Source organism: Pseudooceanicola nitratireducens, from assembly GCF_900109195.1.
In the GTDB taxonomy this organism is placed as follows: Bacteria; Pseudomonadota; Alphaproteobacteria; order Rhodobacterales; family Rhodobacteraceae; genus Pseudooceanicola; species Pseudooceanicola nitratireducens.
On sequence record NZ_FNZG01000001.1, the window covers coordinates 256275 to 271719 of the forward strand.

Genomic DNA, 15445 nt, shown 5'->3' on the forward strand with positions numbered 1-15445 from the left:
GCCGCCGCACGGATGATCAAAGGGATGGCTGCCGCGGCCCTTTGCATCGCCACTGTCGCGGGCCCGGCCCTGGCGCAGGAGCCCTCTCCGGGGAAGAACCTCGGTTACAACGAAAAATACATCCCGACGATCTGGGTCGACCCGGACGGTTGTGAGCACTGGGTGATGGATGACGGCCTCGAAGGCTACATGTCCCCCCATGTCACCCGCCAGGGTATTCCGGTCTGCAATCGCGGCAACGTCTGCGGCGTGATGCAGTCGGATCAGTTCTTCGCCACCGACAAGTACTATATCAGCCCCGCGAACAAGCAGCGGCTTGCGCAGTTCTTCAAGGACTCGACCGCGACGTCCTTCATCATTGCCGGCCATACCGACAGCCGCGCCTCGGATGAATACAACATGCGGCTCAGCTACAACCGTGCCAATGCGGTGGCCCAGGTGGCCTCTTCGGTCGGGGCCCGCATCGCGGATGTCCGCGGCTATGGCGAACGGATGCCGGCGGCCACCAACAACACCCGCGCGGGCATGGCCAAGAACCGCCGCGTCGAAATCATCTGCATCCAGTAAGGGGGACGACATGAACCTGATGAAGATCGCCCTCGGGATCGGACTGGTCGCTTCGGTCGCGGCCTGTGGCCACCCCAGCCCGACGCCTGATTTCAAGGGTGTCGACCGGGGCTTCGGTCAGAAACATCTAAGCCAGCTGCAGGCCGGGATCTGGATCGATCCGAACGGCTGTGACCACTGGATCATCGACGACGGTGTCGAAGGATACCTGTCGCAACGCCTGGACCCCTATGGCAAGCCCGTCTGCTCGGGCACGGCCGAGCCGAACACGGCGACCGGGGGCTTCAAACGCGGCGGACATATCTTCGATCCGCGCACCGGAACACAGCCCCAGGGCTAAGATGGGCGCGCTGATCACATATCACGCAAAGAGATGCCGCAGGATCAAACCTGCGGCATTTTTTGTTTTCCCCGCGCCCGGCGCGACCTACACTTGAACAAAAGAACAGGAGCATTGATTGGCTGCCACAACGCTGCCCCCCCGCGACACCGCCGACACCTCTCTGGCCGAGGTCGCCGTCGAATTTCCTGAAAACTTCCTGCTGATCGAGCTTTGCGGTGAATTCGACCGCAACCTGGCCGACCTGGAACAGAAACTTTCGGTCCAGATCCTCAGGCGCGGCAATCACCTTGTGGCCATGGGCGAAAAGCCCGCCGCGGACGAGGCCGTGAAGGTCCTGCGCGCGCTCTATGCCCGGCTTGAGGCAGGCCGCCCCGTCGGCCCCGCAGACATCGACCGCGAATTGCGGATGCCTGGTGCCGCCGAACGCCCCGATCGGGCCAGCCGCGACGGCAGCCAGATGGAGATGTTCAAGGGCGGCCCGGTCGAGATCAAGACCCGCAAGAAGCTGGTCGAACCCCGGACCGAAGCGCAGAAGGCCTATGTCCGAAACCTCTTCCAGCACGAAATGGCCTTCGGCATCGGCCCCGCCGGCACCGGCAAGACCTACCTGGCCGTGGCCGTGGGCGTGTCGATGTTCATCGACGGTCTGGTCGACAAGATCATCCTGTCCCGTCCCGCCGTCGAGGCGGGCGAGAAGCTGGGCTATCTGCCCGGTGACATGAAGGACAAGGTCGACCCCTACATGCAGCCGTTGTACGACGCGCTGAACGATTTCCTGCCCGGCAAGCAGCTGGCCAAGATGCTGGAAGAAAAGGTGATCGAGATCGCGCCACTGGCCTTCATGCGCGGCCGCACGCTGTCGAATGCCTTTGTGGTGCTGGACGAGGCACAGAACGCCACCACCATGCAGATGAAGATGTTCCTGACCCGCCTGGGCGAGGGATCGCGCATGGTGATCACCGGCGACCGCAGCCAGATCGACCTGCCGCGCGGCATGCCCTCGGGGTTGCATGACGCCGAACGCCTGCTGGGCGGCATCGACAAGATCAGCTTCAACTACTTCACCGCAAAGGACGTGGTGCGCCACCCCCTGGTCGCCGCGATCATCGAAGCCTACGAGGCGGACGAGGCGAAGTAGGGTCTTCGGCACATCGGACAGCAAAAAGGGGCACCAAAAGGTGCCCCTTCCCACGTTCAATGGAGGTCCGTGTTACTTGCGGGCCTTGCGGCGCAGTGCGGCAAGCCCGCCAAAGCCTGCCAGCATCAGCGGAAGCGACGCGGGCAGCGGAACCGCCGGCGCAATTTCTTCCTGCAGACCGGCATAGCGCACGTTGGCTTGCGAATAGTTGTAGAAGCCGAAGCTGCCGTTGGCGAAGCTGCCGTTGATGTCGAGCTCTTTCTGGCCGTTGACGCTGACCTGCACGTTCGTGCCGGTGAAGATCAGTTCAAAGGTGTATTCGGTGTTGTCGAGCCAGCCGGTATTGCCGAAGGTGGTCGCCCGCTGCAGTTCGGTCACGTTGTTGGCGGGATCGTGGCACCACGCACCGGAGTTGTCGCCGAGCTGGCCAGAGACACGCGAAATCGAAAGTCCGGCCGATCCGGTGCAGCCGTGATATGTTTGGTTGCCCTGCTTCCAGTCGATCAGCAGATAATCAGCCGCCCCATTGGTCAGGTCGCCGTTGTTGTAGCCCAGGACAAACCCGATGAAATCGTCGTCGCTTGTCGTCTCGACCTTGATCGTGCCGCTTAGCGCCAAGCCTTGGCTGTTCTTCTGGTTGATGAAAACCGTCGGGTTGTTGTTCAGGGTCTGCTTGACGGAGTTATTGTCCCCGGCGAGGTTCCAGCTGCCATTTCCGTTCGCAGTCCAGGTGGACAGGTCGACCGGGGCAGCGGCGGCTGCGACGGGTAGGAGTGCTGCACAAACGGCAGCAATAAACGTGTTACGCATGGTCTTGCTCCAATAGAACATGTGGTCAAAATGCCGTGAGAGAATACAGAAGTTAACCGATTCTTGAAGCTGGCAATTCGTGCCACGATGGAAACGCAGCATTTCCGGGGCGCAATTGCGGTGAAATCGTGGCGATCGGAGCGGCCCGTTGCCTCGGCCCCGCGACAGGGCTATGTGCGGTGCCTGCGTTGTCAGTATCGTCTGATTATCCAGTGTCTGACCAGTCCGGGGCCCAAGCCAAGATGACCATCGACTGCCTGATCGAGGACCCCCGCTGGTCCGACCTTTCTGCCATCGCCGAACCTGCGGCGCAGGCGACCTTGCGCCATCTGGGGCTGGATCCCGAGGATTGGGAAATCTCGCTTCTGGGCTGCGACGATGCGCGGATCGCGGTGCTGAACGCGGATTTCCGCGACAAGCCCTCTCCGACCAACGTGTTGTCCTGGCCATCCGAGGAACGCGGGGCCGATCAGGCCGGGGCCCGTCCGGATCTGCCCGAACCGGACTTCGACCCCGAGCTGGGCGACATCGCCATCGCCTACGACACCTGCGCCCGCGAGGCCGAGGAACAGGGCAAGCCCATGCAGGACCACGTGACGCATCTGATCGTTCACGCGGTGTTGCATCTTTTGGGCTATGATCACGTGCGTGACGCCGACGCCACGCTGATGGAAGGTTTGGAAGTCGAAATACTTGGCAAAATGGGTCTGCCGGACCCATATAGGAACCAGTAGGGGCAGGACCCCGTTGGCCAGGTGATTCTCTCTGGCGCGAAATGGTAAGGATTGATGGGCGAACAAAGCGACGGGTCTTCTAACGCAGCGCATGGCGCGCTTCCGCAGACTCTGACGAATACCGACACGCAGGACAGCGAACCCCGACGCGGGTTCTGGTCCCGGTTGTTGGGCAAGGACACTCCGGCGCCGGTGGTGCATACCGCGCGGGTGGAAACCACGGACAATTCGTCACGTCCCACCCATGGGATGATCAACCTGCGCCGCATGCGGGTCGAAGACGTGGCCATCCCCAAGGCCGAAATCGTCGCCGTTCCGGCCAATGTCACCCGCGATCAGCTGGTCAAGACCTTCCGCGACACCGGCATGACCCGTCTGCCGGTCTTCCAGGACACGCTGGACACGCCCATTGGCCTGATCCACCTGAAGGACTTTGCCCTGCGCCACGGCTTCACCACGAAACCGGGCCGCTTCACCCTGAAATCGATGCTGCGTCCGCTTCTGTTCGTGCCGCCCTCGATGCCGATCGGCGTGCTGCTGCAAAAGATGCAGTCCGAACGCCGCCACATGGCGCTGGTGATCGACGAATACGGCGGTGTCGACGGGCTGGTCACGATCGAGGACCTGATCGAACAAGTCATTGGCCAGATCGAAGACGAACACGACGTCGAAGAGGACAAGCATTGGTCCAAGGAGGACGAGACCACCTATCTCGCCGTGGCCAAGGCCCCGCTGGACGAATTCGCCAAGGAAACCGGCATCGACCTGACCGAGGATGACAGCGTCGACGAAGAAGAGATCGACACGCTTGGCGGTCTGGTCTTCATGCTTTCGGGCCGTGTCCCCGCAAGGGGTGAGGTCGTGCCGCATCCCGCCGGCCATGAATTCGAGGTCGTCGATGCCGATCCCCGCCGGATCAAGCGTCTGCGCGTGCGCCTGCGCCCCGACGGGATCGACATGTCCGCGCCGCAGCCCGAGGATGGCGAAACGGTGGATCTTGCCGCGCAATGACCCGGGACGGGACGGCCGCGACCGGGCAGGCGTCGAAACCTGCCGTGCCGCGGGCCGTGGCGTCGCAGCCTTCGGCGCTGGCCCCTGTGACCGGGGCTTCTGACGGATCCGCGCCCTCTGGTGCGGATCTTGTCTATCCCCCCCGCTATCCCCGCCTGCTGACCGGGCTGTCGCCGCGCCGCCGGCTGGGGTTTGCCGCCATCGCCGGGGCGCTGGCCGGGCTGGGGCAGGCCCCCTTTGACCTCTGGCCGCTGACGATCCTGGCGCTGGCCTTTGTCCAGCTGATGGCCCTGCCCACGACCCGCGCGCGCCAGGCGGCGGTGGTGTGGTGGGCAGCTGGCAGCGGGTATTTCGCGCTCTCGCTCAGCTGGATTGTCGAGCCCTTCCTGGTCGACGTCGCCCGCCACGGCTGGATGGCCCCCTTTGCGCTGATCTTCATGGCGACTGGGCTGGCCCTGTTCTGGGGCGCGGCCGGCGGGCTGGCCCGGGCGCTGATCCGAAGCCAGGGCGCGGCTTTCGCCATGGCAACCGTGCTGGCCTTCCTCCTGATGGGCTGGCTGCGCGGGGTGATCTTCACCGGCTTTCCCTGGGCGCTGCCTGGCCATGTGCTGATCCCGACGCCCGCGCTGGCCTGGGCGCAATGGGGCGGGGCTATGGGGCTGGGCGCGCTGGTGCTGACCCTGGCCACGACCCTGCCGCTGACACGGCTGCGGCCCGCTCTGGGCCTGCCGCTCTGGGCGCTGGCGCTGGCGGCGATCATGGGCATCGGCCATCTGGCCACGCCTGCCCCCGGCGACATGGCGGGCCGTCCGGTGGTGCGCATCGTGCAGCCCAATGTGCCCCAGGACGAGAAATGGGATCCGCTGCTGGCGCGGGGCCATTTCGACCGCACGCTGGCCATGACCGAGGCCCCGGGCAGTCCCGACCTGGTGGTCTGGCCGGAAACCTCGGTGCCCGCCTGGCTGGACCAGGTGCCCGACCTGATGCCGGTACTCTCGGCCTCGGCGCGGGACGTGCCCATGGTCTTCGGCATCAACCGGGGCGACGACGATCTGCGGATCTACAATTCGCTGGTTCAGCTGTCGGCGGGCGGAGAGATCGCGCAGATCTATGACAAGCACCACCTGGTGCCCTTTGGCGAATACATTCCCCTGGGCGATCTGCTGGGCGGGCTGGGCCTGCGCGGGCTGGCGCAGCGGGATGGCAACGGGTTCTCCCCCGGTCCCGGCGCGCAGCTGATCAATGTGCCGGGCATCGGCCCGCTGCTGCCGCTGATCTGTTACGAAGGCGTCTTTGCCCGTGACATCCACGCCGCCCCGGCGCGGGCCGAGGCGCTGTTGCTGATCACCAATGACGCCTGGTTCGGCACCGTTTCGGGCCCGTATCAGCACCTGGCCCAGGCGCGCCTGCGGGCGGTGGAACAGGGGTTGCCGATGATCCGGGCGGCGAATACCGGCATTTCCGCCATGATCGATCCGGCCGGTCGGCTGATCGACCCGATGGCCCTGGGCACCGCGGGGATCCGCGACGTGCCGCTGCCGCCGGCGCGTCCCGCGCCTGTGTATGCGCGGATCGGGGATCTGCCCCTGGTCGGGCTGGTGATCGTTGCCCTGCTGACACTGGTTGCGGGGGCTCGTTCAAATGCGCGGCGTTTCCGCGTTGACGGCCCCTCTGGGCGGGGGTAGGCGAAGGAAACCGCTGCTCCAACGGCTTCCTGACGGAGTGGCTTGACCTGATCGGAGCACTTCTCATGACCCGCAAGAACTATATCTTCACCTCGGAATCCGTCTCCGAGGGGCACCCGGACAAGGTCTGTGACCGGATTTCCGACGCTGTCCTTGATGCCCTCTTGGCCGAGGAACCCCATGCGCGGGTCGCCTGCGAAACCTTCGCCACCACCAACCGCGTCGTGATCGGCGGCGAGGTCGGGCTGGCCGATCAGGCCAAGCTGTCCGACTACATGGGCCGGGTCGAGGATATCGCCCGCGCCTGCATCAAGGACATCGGCTACGAACAGGACAAGTTCCACCACGAAACCGTCGAGGTCACCAACCTTCTGCACGAGCAATCGGCCCATATCGCCCAGGGCGTGGACGCCGCCGTGGACAAGGAAGAAGGCGCCGGCGACCAGGGTATCATGTTCGGCTACGCCACGACCGAGACCGAAGACCTGATGCCCGCGCCGATCCAGTTCGCCCACAAGATCCTGCGCCGCCTGGCCGAGGTCCGCAAGGACGGGACCGAGCCGACGCTTGGCCCGGATGCGAAATCCCAGGTCTCTTTGCGTTATGAAAATGGTGTCCCGGTCGAGGTGACGCAGCTGGTGCTGTCCACCCAGCACACGGACGAAAACCAAAGCTCGGCCGACATCCGCGCCATTGTCGAACCCTATATCCGCCAGGTGATCCCCGGCGACTGGCTGACCGACAAGACCGAATGGTGGATCAACCCGACGGGCAAATTCGTCATCGGCGGCCCCGATGGCGACGCGGGCCTGACGGGGCGCAAGATCATCGTCGACACCTACGGCGGCGCGGCCCCGCATGGCGGCGGTGCGTTTTCGGGCAAGGATCCGACCAAGGTCGACCGCTCGGCCGCCTATGCCGCGCGCTATCTGGCGAAGAACGTCGTGGCCGCCGGCATGGCCGAGAAATGCACCATCCAGCTGTCCTATGCGATCGGCATCTCGCGCCCGCTGTCGATCTACGCCGACACCTATGGCACCGGCCAGGTCCACGAGGCCGAGATCGAGCGCGCCGTGGCTCAGGTCATGGACCTGACCCCGCGCGGCATCCGCGAACACCTGGAGCTGAACAAGCCCATCTACCAGCGCACCGCCGCCTACGGCCATTTCGGCCGCAAGCCCGAGGCGGACGGCGGGTTCAGTTGGGAAAAGACCGACCTGGTCGAAGCGCTGAAAAAGGCCGTCTGAGCAGGTTTTGGGGTACGCCACCTGATTGGCCCCCTGTTTGGAATGAGACGCAGCCTCCCGGTTTCCGGGGGGCTGTTTTGTTTGGTGCGGTCGGGTTTTGGCGCGGGGAGCGCGCAGAGGACGTGCGACTTAGAGGGGGCGGCGGGGCCCTGTCCCGTCACGCCAGAGGCGTGCCGACGTAGAGGAGGGCGGGGGGGGCGCTGGCCCGTCACGCCGGAGGCGTGCAGACGTAGAGGGAAGCGAGGGGGCGCTGCCCCCTCGCGCTCCCCCGGGATATTTCTGGCAAGAGGATGGGGGAGGGGGTGGTTTTGGGAAGTGGGAGGTATGGCGCGGTCAGCTGGGGTTGATCGTGGCGAAGGCGGCGGGGTAGCGGGCTTCGGCCTCGGCGTGGCGCTGGAAGGCGACGCGGGTGACCAGGATTTCGGGCGGGGGCGCGGGCTGGGTCAGCAGGGCCATGACTTCATCCGTGAACTCCTGCAGGGGCAGGGCGGCGGCGACGCGGGACTGGCCGGGGGTGAGCTCGGTCGCGACCAGGGGCGGGGCGATTTCATGCACGGCGACCGAGGTGTCGCGCAGCTGGTGGCGCAGGGACTGGCTGAGTGAATGGATGGCGGCCTTGGTGGCGGAATAGACCGGGTTCGCGGCCTTGGGCACGAAGGCCAGGCCCGAGGAGACGGTGATGATTGCGGCCCGGGGCCGGGCCCGCAGATGCGGCAGGAAGGCCGCCGCCAGGTGGATCGGCGCGGTCAGGTTGGTGGCGATCGTGCGATCCGCCACCTCGGTCACGACCGGATCGGCGGTGTAATCCTCGGCCTCCATGATGCCGGCGTTCAGGATCACCGTGTCGAGGTCCGGGTGATCGGCCAGCACCTGCGCCGGAAAGGCCGCAAGGGCGGCCGGGTCGGTCACGTCCAGCGGGTAGCCGACCAGCGCAGGGGTTTCGTTCAGGGTGCGGGCCAGGCTGTCGCGGTTGCGGCCGGTGATGATCACCCGGTTGCCATGGGACAGCAGGGCGCGGGCCAGCGCCTGGCCGATGCCGGAATTGCCGCCGGTGATCAGGATTGTGCGGTTGGTAAAGCTCATCTTCGGGTCCTTTCGGGGTCATCCGTGGGTCTGGCCCCTAGATGTCGCCCCTGCTACCCATGGGAAAGAAGGCACCAAAAAGATTTATACTTACCGAAAAGAGAGTATGGGACATGACGACCCCCGACTTGCGGCAGGAATTGCAGCAAATCCAGACCGATCCCCGGATCGACCGCTTGGTCGAGGAGCTGATCGGAAGGGTTGCCGACAAGTGGACCATGCTGCTGATCGAGATCTTGACCGAGAACGAATGCTGTCGCTTTGGGGAATTGTCGCGCGCCTGCACTGGCATCAGCCAGAAGATGCTGACCCAGACCCTGCGCGCGATGGAAAGGGACGGGTTGGTCACCCGCAAGGTCTATCCGGTGGTGCCGCCCAAGGTGGAATATCGGCTGACCGACCTGGGGCTGGGGCTGAGCAAGGCCTTCTGCGGTGTCTGGCTCTGGGCCGAGGCGCACCACGAGGAGATCGCGGCGGCGCGGGCGGCCTATGAGGCCCGGCAGGAGGGCTGAGCAACGAAAAAGGCCACCGGCGGGGTGCCGATGGCCTTTCGTCAGTTGACAGGCTGTGGTGGCGGGCGAAGTTTATTCCGCCGGAACCGCCGCCGGTTTCTTGCCGACCGACAGGGTGCCGGGGCCGAAGGCGACGACCATCAGCATGCCGCCGGCGATGGTCAGGTTCTTCATGAAGCCGATCATCTCGCCCTGGGCGGCCATGCCCTCCATGCCGAGCGAGGGCAGGAAGTGGAACAGGAACCCCGAAACGAACGAGAAGCCCGCCAGCAGGAAGGCGGCGATCTGGGCCTGCCAGCCGATCAGCAGGGCGATGCCGCCGACGACCTCGACCAGGATGACGATCGGCAGCAGCGCGCCGGGGACGCCCATCATCTCCATGTAGCCCTGCGTGCCGGCATAGCCGGTGATCTTCTGCAGGCCGGAGAGGATGAACATGAACGAAAGAAGCACGCGGCCAAGCGGTGCGGCATAGGCGGTAAGATTGGTCATTTCCGTTTTCCTTTTGATGCCCCGAACCTGTGGTCGGGGTGAAAGATGTGCCCGTTGCGGGCCCGATGCGATTTCTGCCCCCTAAGTGCCAGCAAAGCCGTTCGTGCGATATTCGAAGATTTTCGACATCTCATGTGCGCAGATGCGCAGAAGCCCCGACGCTTGATCCCGATCCCCACCAAGGCTAAGCACCGCGCATGAGCGACGATCATTCAGATACCCCGACCGGCAAGCCCAATGCCGAAGGCAAGCACCCGACCGGCGCGCCCTGGCGCAACTTCTACGGCCGGTTCAAGGGCAAGTCCCTGCGACCCTCGCAAGAGGTCTACCTGGACGAGGATCTGGCCGCCCTGTCGCCCGGTGCCGTGGGATGGGAAGAAAACCCCGACCGCGCGCCCCTGGATCTTCCCGGGCTGTTCGGCGATCGCGACGTCTGGCTGGAAATCGGCTTTGGCGGGGGCGAGCATCTGGTGCATCAGGCCAGCCGCAACCCGCAGGTCGGCATCATCGGGGCCGAGCCCTATATCAACGGTGTCGCCATGCTGCTGGGCAAGATCCGAGAGGCCGGCGTCGACAATCTGCGCGTCCATCCCGGCGATGCGCGGGATCTGTTCGACGTGCTGCCCGAAGCTTCGATTTCCCGCGCCTTCCTGCTGTATCCCGACCCCTGGCCGAAGAAACGCCACCACCGCCGCCGCTTTGTCACGCCCGACCACCTCGCGCCGCTGGCCAAGGTGCTGAAGCCTGGCGCGATCTTCCGGGTGGCGACGGATATCCCCGACTACGTGCGTCAGACGCTGGAACAAGTGCCGCGCCACGGGTTCGAATGGCTGGCGGAAAAGCCCGCCGACTGGCGCGAACCCTGGGATGACTGGATCTCGACCCGGTATGAACAGAAGGCGCTGCGCGAAGACCGCACGCCGCATTACTTGACCTTCCGCCGGTCCTGAGTTTCTGGCAGGCTGGGGGCAGGCTGACGAAAGCTGTGCCATGGCCGATCAGAAGACCACTCCGACCGATGTCGCCCCGCAGGACTTCCTGGCCGGGGTCGAACCGCCCCGCCGCCGCGCCCAGGGCGAGGTGCTGTTGCAACTGTTCGATCGCGTCACCGGATGGAAGGCCCGAATGTGGGGGCCGTCGATCATCGGTTACGGGCGCTATGACTACACCTATGCTTCGGGCCGCACGGGATCCTGGCTGGCGACCGGGTTCTCCCCCCGCAAGGCCGCGCTGTCGATCTATATCATGCCGGGCTATCAGGATTATTCTGAAATCCTGTCACGGCTCGGGCCGCATCGGCTGGGCAAGTCCTGTCTTTACATCACCCGGCTCGACGCCGTGGACATGACCGTGTTGGAGGAGCTGATCCGCACGGGGCTGAAGGATCTGACTGGGATCTGGCCGGTTCATCCGCAGTGACTGTTGCGCCTCTTGCAACGATAACGGGTCGTCGCGGCCATTGATGCCCATTGATCGGGGAATGCAGTTTCGCAACCCCAAGGCTGCATCGGCCGGATCCCCCTTTTTCCCGCGCGGGCACCTTCCGGAAAAATCCAGCACGGTCAGACTGATAGGTCGATCGGGAAAAGAGTTTCACCCATGGGGCGAAAATCATTGTTGCCGGATCACCCGTATATCAAAGACACATCCCCGCCACATCATTGAGGCACGGCAGCGATCGTATGTGACGAAAGGCTGCAACAGGCGGCAGCGATAGGGGCCGCAGGTAAACGGTATGATGGTAACAGGAGGCTCCGATGTTCGGCCTTAAACTTTCTTTTTCGAAATTTCTATTTGGCAAACCCCTGGTGGCGGATGCGGACAGTTCCGTCCTGCTGCGGGACGACGGCGTGGTCGAGGATCTTCTGACCTCGGGCCAGGTCCAGGATGGCGTGGTCACGCTGACCGATGACGACGGGCTGCTGGACGATCTTCTGGGCGATGGCGGCGCGGTGGATCAGATCCTGACCGGGGACGACGAAACCGACGGCACCGAAACCGACGGCGTTCTGGATGACCTGCTGGCCGAAGGCGGGCTGGTCGATGAGATCGCCGGGGACGGCGGCACGCTGGACGATCTGCTGACCGGCGACAACGATCCGGACGCGGATGAAAACCAGACCGACGGGTTGGTGGAAAACCTGCTGGGCGAAGACGGCACCGTCGATGAGCTTCTGGGTGATCACGATGGTCAGGGCAACGGCTGGGACGAAGACGGCGACAACGACGATCCGGACAGCCTGCTGCACCTGCACGTCGAGGCACTGGTCGACACCTGGGGCGACGCGGATGACGAAGACGATCACGCGGGCCTAACGGATGAGGACGGGCTGATCGACGACATCGCCGGCGACGGCGGCACGCTGGATTATCTTCTGACCGGAGACGACCAGGAAGACGACAGCGAAACCGACGGTCTGGTCGATGACCTGCTGGCCGAAGGCGGCATCGTCGACGAACTGGCGGGCGACGGTGGCACGTTGGATCACCTGCTGACCGGCGACAACGAAAGTGACGGCAGCCAGAACGAAGGCCTGATCGACAACCTGCTGGGCGAAGGCGGCACGGTCGATGAGATCCTGGGTGATGGCGGCACGGTGGATGACATCCTGACGGGCGACAACGACCCGGACGGAACGGACACAGAGGGTGCTATTGAGCATCTTCTGGGTGGCGGAGGAGTGGTCGACGAATTGTTCGGCAACAACGATGACGACGACATGGACGGAAGCGGCTGTGGCAACGATGGCCAAGACGACGGCTTGAACTGGCTGTTCTGATCCCCTTTCTTCGCACTGCAACGGTCCGCCCTCCCTGTCCCTTCTCGGCGGGCCGTTCGCTGTTTGACCCCGACTGCCCCCTGTCTGACCTCGGCTGATCGTTCTCTGGCCCGACGTCAGGCCCCGGACCCGCACAGGGCACAAGGCGATGCGCCCCGGGATCCCCCGCGCGCTCCTCCGCAAACCGCCAGGCGCATGGACATTTGCGCCGCGCTGTGACAAGTCCCGCCGGGTATTCAAGAGGCCCGCCATGACCGTCACCCGCTTTGCCCCTTCTCCGACCGGTTACATCCACGTCGGCAACCTGCGCACCGCGCTGTTCAACTTCCTGATCGCCCGAAAGCAGGGCGGCACCTTCATTCTGCGGATCGACGACACCGATCCGGAACGGTCCAAGCAGGAATACGTCGACGCCATCAAGGAAGACCTGGATTGGCTGGGCCTGCACTGGGACCGGGTCGAACGTCAGTCCGACCGCCTGGACCGCTATGCCGAGGCCGCCGACAAATACCGCGAGATGGGCCGCTTCTACGAGGCCTTCGAGACCCCGACCGAACTGGACCTCAAGCGCAAGAAGCAGCTGAACATGGGCAAGCCGCCGGTTTACGACCGCGCCGCGCTGAACCTGTCGGATGCGGAAAAGGACAAGCTGCGGGCCGAGCGGGGCCAGGGCGTCTGGCGCTTCAAGCTGGACCAGCAGCGCATCGAATGGACCGACGGCATCCTGGGCGATCTGTCGCTCGATGCGGCCTCGGTCTCGGACCCGGTGCTGATCCGTCAGGACGGGCAGGTGCTGTATACGCTGGCCTCGGTCGTGGATGACACCGACATGGGCGTGACCCATGTGGTGCGCGGCTCGGACCACGTGACCAACACCGCGACCCAGATCCAGATGATCGAGGCGCTTGGTGCCACCCCGCCGGCCTTTGCCCACCATTCGCTGCTGACCGGCCCCCAGGGCGAGGCGCTGTCGAAACGCCTGGGCACCCTGTCGATCCGCGACCTGCGCGCGCGGGGCATCGCGCCCATGGCGCTGCTGTCGCTGATGGCGCGTCTGGGGTCGTCTCAGCCGGTGGAACTGCGGTCCTCGATCGAGGAGCTGATCGAGGGCTTCGATCTGTCCACCTTCGGCTCGGCCCCGACCAAGTTCGACGAAAACGACCTGTTCCCGCTGACGGCCAACGTGCTGCAGGCGACCGATTACGACGCGGTCAAGGATCGCATCGCCGCCGCCGGCGTGCCCGCCGAAAAGAGCGCGGCCTTCTGGTCCGTGGTGCGCGACAACATCACCGTGCTGGACGACATCGACGCCTGGTGGGCGCTGATGCGCGACGGGGCCGACCCGCTGGTCGCGGACGAGGACGCGGATTTCATCCGTCAGGCCATGCCCCTGCTGCCCGAACAGATCGACGGCGAAACCTGGGGCAAATGGACCGCCGCCGTGAAAGAGGCCACCGGCCGCAAGGGCAAGGGCCTGTTCATGCCGCTGCGCAAGGCGGTCACCGGACAGGAACGCGGCCCCGACATGGGCGATCTGCTGCCGCTGTTGCAGGTCATCAAGGCGCGCGGCTACTGACGCGCGACCCCTGGCCAACAGGCACCCAAAACAAAAGGCAGGATCCCCCGGGACCCTGCCTTTTTTCTTACCCGACCCGGACGGCGCTTAGGCCCGGATGATCTCGACCCCAAGATCCTTCAGGTGGTGATCGACAAACCCGGTCTCGCGGGCGTCCAGCCGCTGTGCGCGCGGATACAGCGGCGCGGCGCGGTCGTTCAGGACGGGGCCGTCCCAGCCCACGGTCGTGTCGAAGAAGTGCCGCCCGCCCTCGTCTCCGAAGACCTGCAGATAGCCCTGCACCACCACGTCCAGGTAGGACAGAAGGATCGGCCTTTGCCCGTCCGCCGGACCGTGCTTGTCCTGCGGGATCGTGTAGACGGCGATGTCGCCCGCATCCGGCGCCCGATGCGTGATCCCCGCCATCACCGGCACCCGGTCATAGCCGGTTTCGCGTTCGTCCAGCGCCACCCAGTCGGCCCCCGGCACCGCGGCGATCAGCCCGTCGATCCAGACGCCCTCGCAGGGTTCCGCCGTCAGGAAGGCCATGTCGCGGATCGGCGTGTGCCGCCAGACCCGCCGCCAGCCGTCCAGCCGGGCGGGGTGGTGACGGTCGTAGATATGCGTCGCCGTGTTCACGAGGCTGCCGTAGCCGAAAAAGAAGGGGTCCAGTGCCGATGCCACCTGCGGGCTCCTATTTGATCCAAATCATATTCATGTTTCGCACCCCCATGTTACGCAAGGGCATCCAGGGTTAGGCGTGCGTCCCCGTGACCTGCGCCGCGGTTTCGGAAAAGGGTGTATCATGCGTTTGACGAAAAGATCCAACATCTCCATGCGGGTGCTGATGTATTGCGGCGTCAACGCAGGCAGGCTGGTGACGAAATCCGACATCGCCGAGGCTTGCAACACCTCGGAAAACCACCTGGCGCAGGTGATCAACCGTCTGGCGCAGCTGGGGTTTCTGTATACGCAGCGCGGTCGTAACGGCGGCATGCGCCTGTCCCGCCCGATGGAAAAGATCAGCGTCGGAGAGGTCTTTCGCGCGACCGAGGCCAGCGTGCCGATCACCGAATGTTTCGCCGATGGTGAAAACACCTGTCCCCTGGTCGAGGCCTGCCGCCTGAAGGATGTCATCGCCCGCGCGACCGAGGCTTTCTATGCCTCGATGGACGGGGTCTATCTGTCTGATCTGGTGTGTGAAAACGCCGGTCTGGATGCGATCCTGGCCTCTCCGATCTCATGCCCGCAGGGCATGGCGCACGCCTGATCCGCATCCCGAACGGCCCCGGGCGACCGCCCGCGGGGAACGGGCCGCCCGCAAATGCGGCACCTCGAAATGCCCAGCCGGTCCGGCGCGCCATAAGGCTTGCGCGGGTCGTGGACCCGCGCTAAAGCGTCGCTTACGGACAGGGAGAACTGGTTCAACCAGTGCCGAAGGAGCAACCGCCCCGGAATCTCTCAGGCCAATGGACCTGTTCGTGTGAA

The 15445-nt window shown here is 64.9% G+C and carries 17 protein-coding genes and 2 riboswitches; of the genes, 13 read left to right on the forward strand and 4 right to left on the reverse strand.

All coding sequences use genetic code 11. The features are described from left to right. Positions 1-24: 24 nt before the first annotated feature. The 3 genes from BMX99_RS01240 to BMX99_RS01250 all read left to right on the forward strand — a co-directional run bounded on the left by BMX99_RS01240 (position 25) and on the right by BMX99_RS01250 (position 2048). Positions 25-567, forward strand: a complete 543-nt coding sequence (locus BMX99_RS01240) for an OmpA family protein (protein WP_244525619.1) — start codon at positions 25-27, stop codon at positions 565-567. 10 nt (positions 568-577) lie between these two features. Further along, on the forward strand, positions 578-907 hold the full coding sequence (locus tag BMX99_RS01245; RefSeq protein WP_093446138.1) for a hypothetical protein: 330 nt from the start codon (positions 578-580) through the stop codon (positions 905-907). Positions 908-1025: 118 nt separating this feature from the next. Continuing rightward, positions 1026-2048 carry a PhoH family protein gene (locus tag BMX99_RS01250; protein ID WP_170848805.1) on the forward strand — a complete coding sequence of 341 codons (1023 nt, stop codon included), beginning with the start codon at positions 1026-1028 and terminating at the stop codon, positions 2046-2048. A gap of 72 nt (positions 2049-2120) precedes the next feature. Here the strand turns inward: BMX99_RS01250 and BMX99_RS01255 are convergent, their stop codons facing one another. Next, on the reverse strand, positions 2121-2960 hold the full coding sequence (locus tag BMX99_RS01255) for a VPLPA-CTERM sorting domain-containing protein (protein WP_212632896.1): 840 nt from the start codon (positions 2958-2960) through the stop codon (positions 2121-2123). 140 nt (positions 2961-3100) lie between these two features. Between BMX99_RS01255 and ybeY the strand changes: the two genes are divergently transcribed. The 4 genes from ybeY to metK all read left to right on the forward strand — a co-directional run bounded on the left by ybeY (position 3101) and on the right by metK (position 7535). Beyond that, positions 3101-3592, forward strand: coding sequence for an rRNA maturation RNase YbeY (gene ybeY, locus BMX99_RS01260; protein WP_093446144.1), 492 nt, complete (start codon positions 3101-3103; stop codon positions 3590-3592). 54 nt (positions 3593-3646) lie between these two features. Beyond that, positions 3647-4603 carry a hemolysin family protein gene (locus tag BMX99_RS01265; RefSeq protein WP_093446147.1) on the forward strand — a complete coding sequence of 319 codons (957 nt, stop codon included), beginning with the start codon at positions 3647-3649 and terminating at the stop codon, positions 4601-4603. Then, positions 4600-6288, forward strand: a complete 1689-nt coding sequence (gene lnt / locus BMX99_RS01270) for an apolipoprotein N-acyltransferase (protein ID WP_093446150.1) — start codon at positions 4600-4602, stop codon at positions 6286-6288. Before BMX99_RS01265 ends, lnt begins: the two co-directional genes overlap by 4 nt. Before the next feature lie 10 nt (positions 6289-6298). Next, a riboswitch (SAM-SAH riboswitch) is annotated at positions 6299-6347 on the forward strand. Positions 6348-6353: 6 nt separating this feature from the next. Further along, positions 6354-7535 carry a methionine adenosyltransferase gene (gene metK, locus BMX99_RS01275; RefSeq protein WP_093446152.1) on the forward strand — a complete coding sequence of 394 codons (1182 nt, stop codon included), beginning with the start codon at positions 6354-6356 and terminating at the stop codon, positions 7533-7535. A 333-nt stretch (positions 7536-7868) separates the two neighbouring features. On the opposite strand, the gene BMX99_RS01280 is transcribed toward metK, so the two are convergent. After that, positions 7869-8618 carry an SDR family oxidoreductase gene (locus BMX99_RS01280; RefSeq protein WP_093446155.1) on the reverse strand — a complete coding sequence of 250 codons (750 nt, stop codon included), beginning with the start codon at positions 8616-8618 and terminating at the stop codon, positions 7869-7871. Positions 8619-8731: 113 nt separating this feature from the next. Between BMX99_RS01280 and BMX99_RS01285 the strand changes: the two genes are divergently transcribed. After that, a complete protein-coding gene (locus tag BMX99_RS01285) occupies positions 8732-9130 on the forward strand; it encodes a winged helix-turn-helix transcriptional regulator (protein WP_093446158.1) in 399 nt (132 codons plus the stop codon). A 72-nt stretch (positions 9131-9202) separates the two neighbouring features. On the opposite strand, the gene BMX99_RS01290 is transcribed toward BMX99_RS01285, so the two are convergent. Continuing rightward, the gene (locus BMX99_RS01290; RefSeq protein ID WP_093446161.1) at positions 9203-9622 is read right to left on the reverse strand and encodes a DoxX family protein; all 420 of its coding nucleotides are present in this window, start codon (positions 9620-9622) and stop codon (positions 9203-9205) included. A gap of 197 nt (positions 9623-9819) precedes the next feature. Between BMX99_RS01290 and trmB the strand changes: the two genes are divergently transcribed. From trmB to gltX, 4 genes are all read left to right on the forward strand, one after another. Further along, entirely contained in the window at positions 9820-10572 is a 753-nt protein-coding gene (gene trmB, locus BMX99_RS01295; RefSeq protein ID WP_093446164.1) for a tRNA (guanosine(46)-N7)-methyltransferase TrmB, read from the forward strand. A gap of 40 nt (positions 10573-10612) precedes the next feature. Beyond that, positions 10613-11041 (forward strand): DUF1801 domain-containing protein, encoded by a 429-nt coding sequence (locus tag BMX99_RS01300; protein ID WP_093446167.1) that lies wholly within the window; start codon positions 10613-10615, stop codon positions 11039-11041. A gap of 338 nt (positions 11042-11379) precedes the next feature. After that, positions 11380-12402, forward strand: coding sequence for a hypothetical protein (locus BMX99_RS01305; protein WP_093446170.1), 1023 nt, complete (start codon positions 11380-11382; stop codon positions 12400-12402). 250 nt (positions 12403-12652) lie between these two features. Next, positions 12653-13978, forward strand: coding sequence for a glutamate--tRNA ligase (gene gltX, locus BMX99_RS01310; protein ID WP_093446173.1), 1326 nt, complete (start codon positions 12653-12655; stop codon positions 13976-13978). A gap of 87 nt (positions 13979-14065) precedes the next feature. Here the strand turns inward: gltX and BMX99_RS01315 are convergent, their stop codons facing one another. Continuing rightward, positions 14066-14641, reverse strand: a complete 576-nt coding sequence (locus BMX99_RS01315; protein WP_093446176.1) for a gamma-glutamylcyclotransferase family protein — start codon at positions 14639-14641, stop codon at positions 14066-14068. 121 nt (positions 14642-14762) lie between these two features. Between BMX99_RS01315 and BMX99_RS01320 the strand changes: the two genes are divergently transcribed. Further along, the gene (locus BMX99_RS01320; RefSeq protein WP_093446179.1) at positions 14763-15227 is read left to right on the forward strand and encodes an RrF2 family transcriptional regulator; all 465 of its coding nucleotides are present in this window, start codon (positions 14763-14765) and stop codon (positions 15225-15227) included. A 131-nt stretch (positions 15228-15358) separates the two neighbouring features. Continuing rightward, a riboswitch (glycine riboswitch) is annotated at positions 15359-15444 on the forward strand. The last annotated feature ends 1 nt before the right edge of the window (position 15445 follow it).

Coding starts and splice junctions, on each gene's coding strand:
- BMX99_RS01240 (WP_244525619.1), top strand. CDS start 25: ATGGCTGCCGCGGCCCTTTGCATCGCCACTGTCGCGGGCCCGGCCCTG.
- BMX99_RS01245 (WP_093446138.1), top strand. CDS start 578: ATGAACCTGATGAAGATCGCCCTCGGGATCGGACTGGTCGCTTCGGTC.
- BMX99_RS01255 (WP_212632896.1), bottom strand. CDS start 2,960: ATGCTGCGTTTCCATCGTGGCACGAATTGCCAGCTTCAAGAATCGGTT.
- ybeY (WP_093446144.1), top strand. CDS start 3,101: ATGACCATCGACTGCCTGATCGAGGACCCCCGCTGGTCCGACCTTTCT.
- BMX99_RS01265 (WP_093446147.1), top strand. CDS start 3,647: ATGGGCGAACAAAGCGACGGGTCTTCTAACGCAGCGCATGGCGCGCTT.
- lnt (WP_093446150.1), top strand. CDS start 4,600: ATGACCCGGGACGGGACGGCCGCGACCGGGCAGGCGTCGAAACCTGCC.
- metK (WP_093446152.1), top strand. CDS start 6,354: ATGACCCGCAAGAACTATATCTTCACCTCGGAATCCGTCTCCGAGGGG.
- BMX99_RS01280 (WP_093446155.1), bottom strand. CDS start 8,618: ATGAGCTTTACCAACCGCACAATCCTGATCACCGGCGGCAATTCCGGC.
- BMX99_RS01285 (WP_093446158.1), top strand. CDS start 8,732: ATGACGACCCCCGACTTGCGGCAGGAATTGCAGCAAATCCAGACCGAT.
- BMX99_RS01290 (WP_093446161.1), bottom strand. CDS start 9,622: ATGACCAATCTTACCGCCTATGCCGCACCGCTTGGCCGCGTGCTTCTT.
- trmB (WP_093446164.1), top strand. CDS start 9,820: ATGAGCGACGATCATTCAGATACCCCGACCGGCAAGCCCAATGCCGAA.
- BMX99_RS01300 (WP_093446167.1), top strand. CDS start 10,613: ATGGCCGATCAGAAGACCACTCCGACCGATGTCGCCCCGCAGGACTTC.
- BMX99_RS01305 (WP_093446170.1), top strand. CDS start 11,380: ATGTTCGGCCTTAAACTTTCTTTTTCGAAATTTCTATTTGGCAAACCC.
- gltX (WP_093446173.1), top strand. CDS start 12,653: ATGACCGTCACCCGCTTTGCCCCTTCTCCGACCGGTTACATCCACGTC.
- BMX99_RS01320 (WP_093446179.1), top strand. CDS start 14,763: ATGCGTTTGACGAAAAGATCCAACATCTCCATGCGGGTGCTGATGTAT.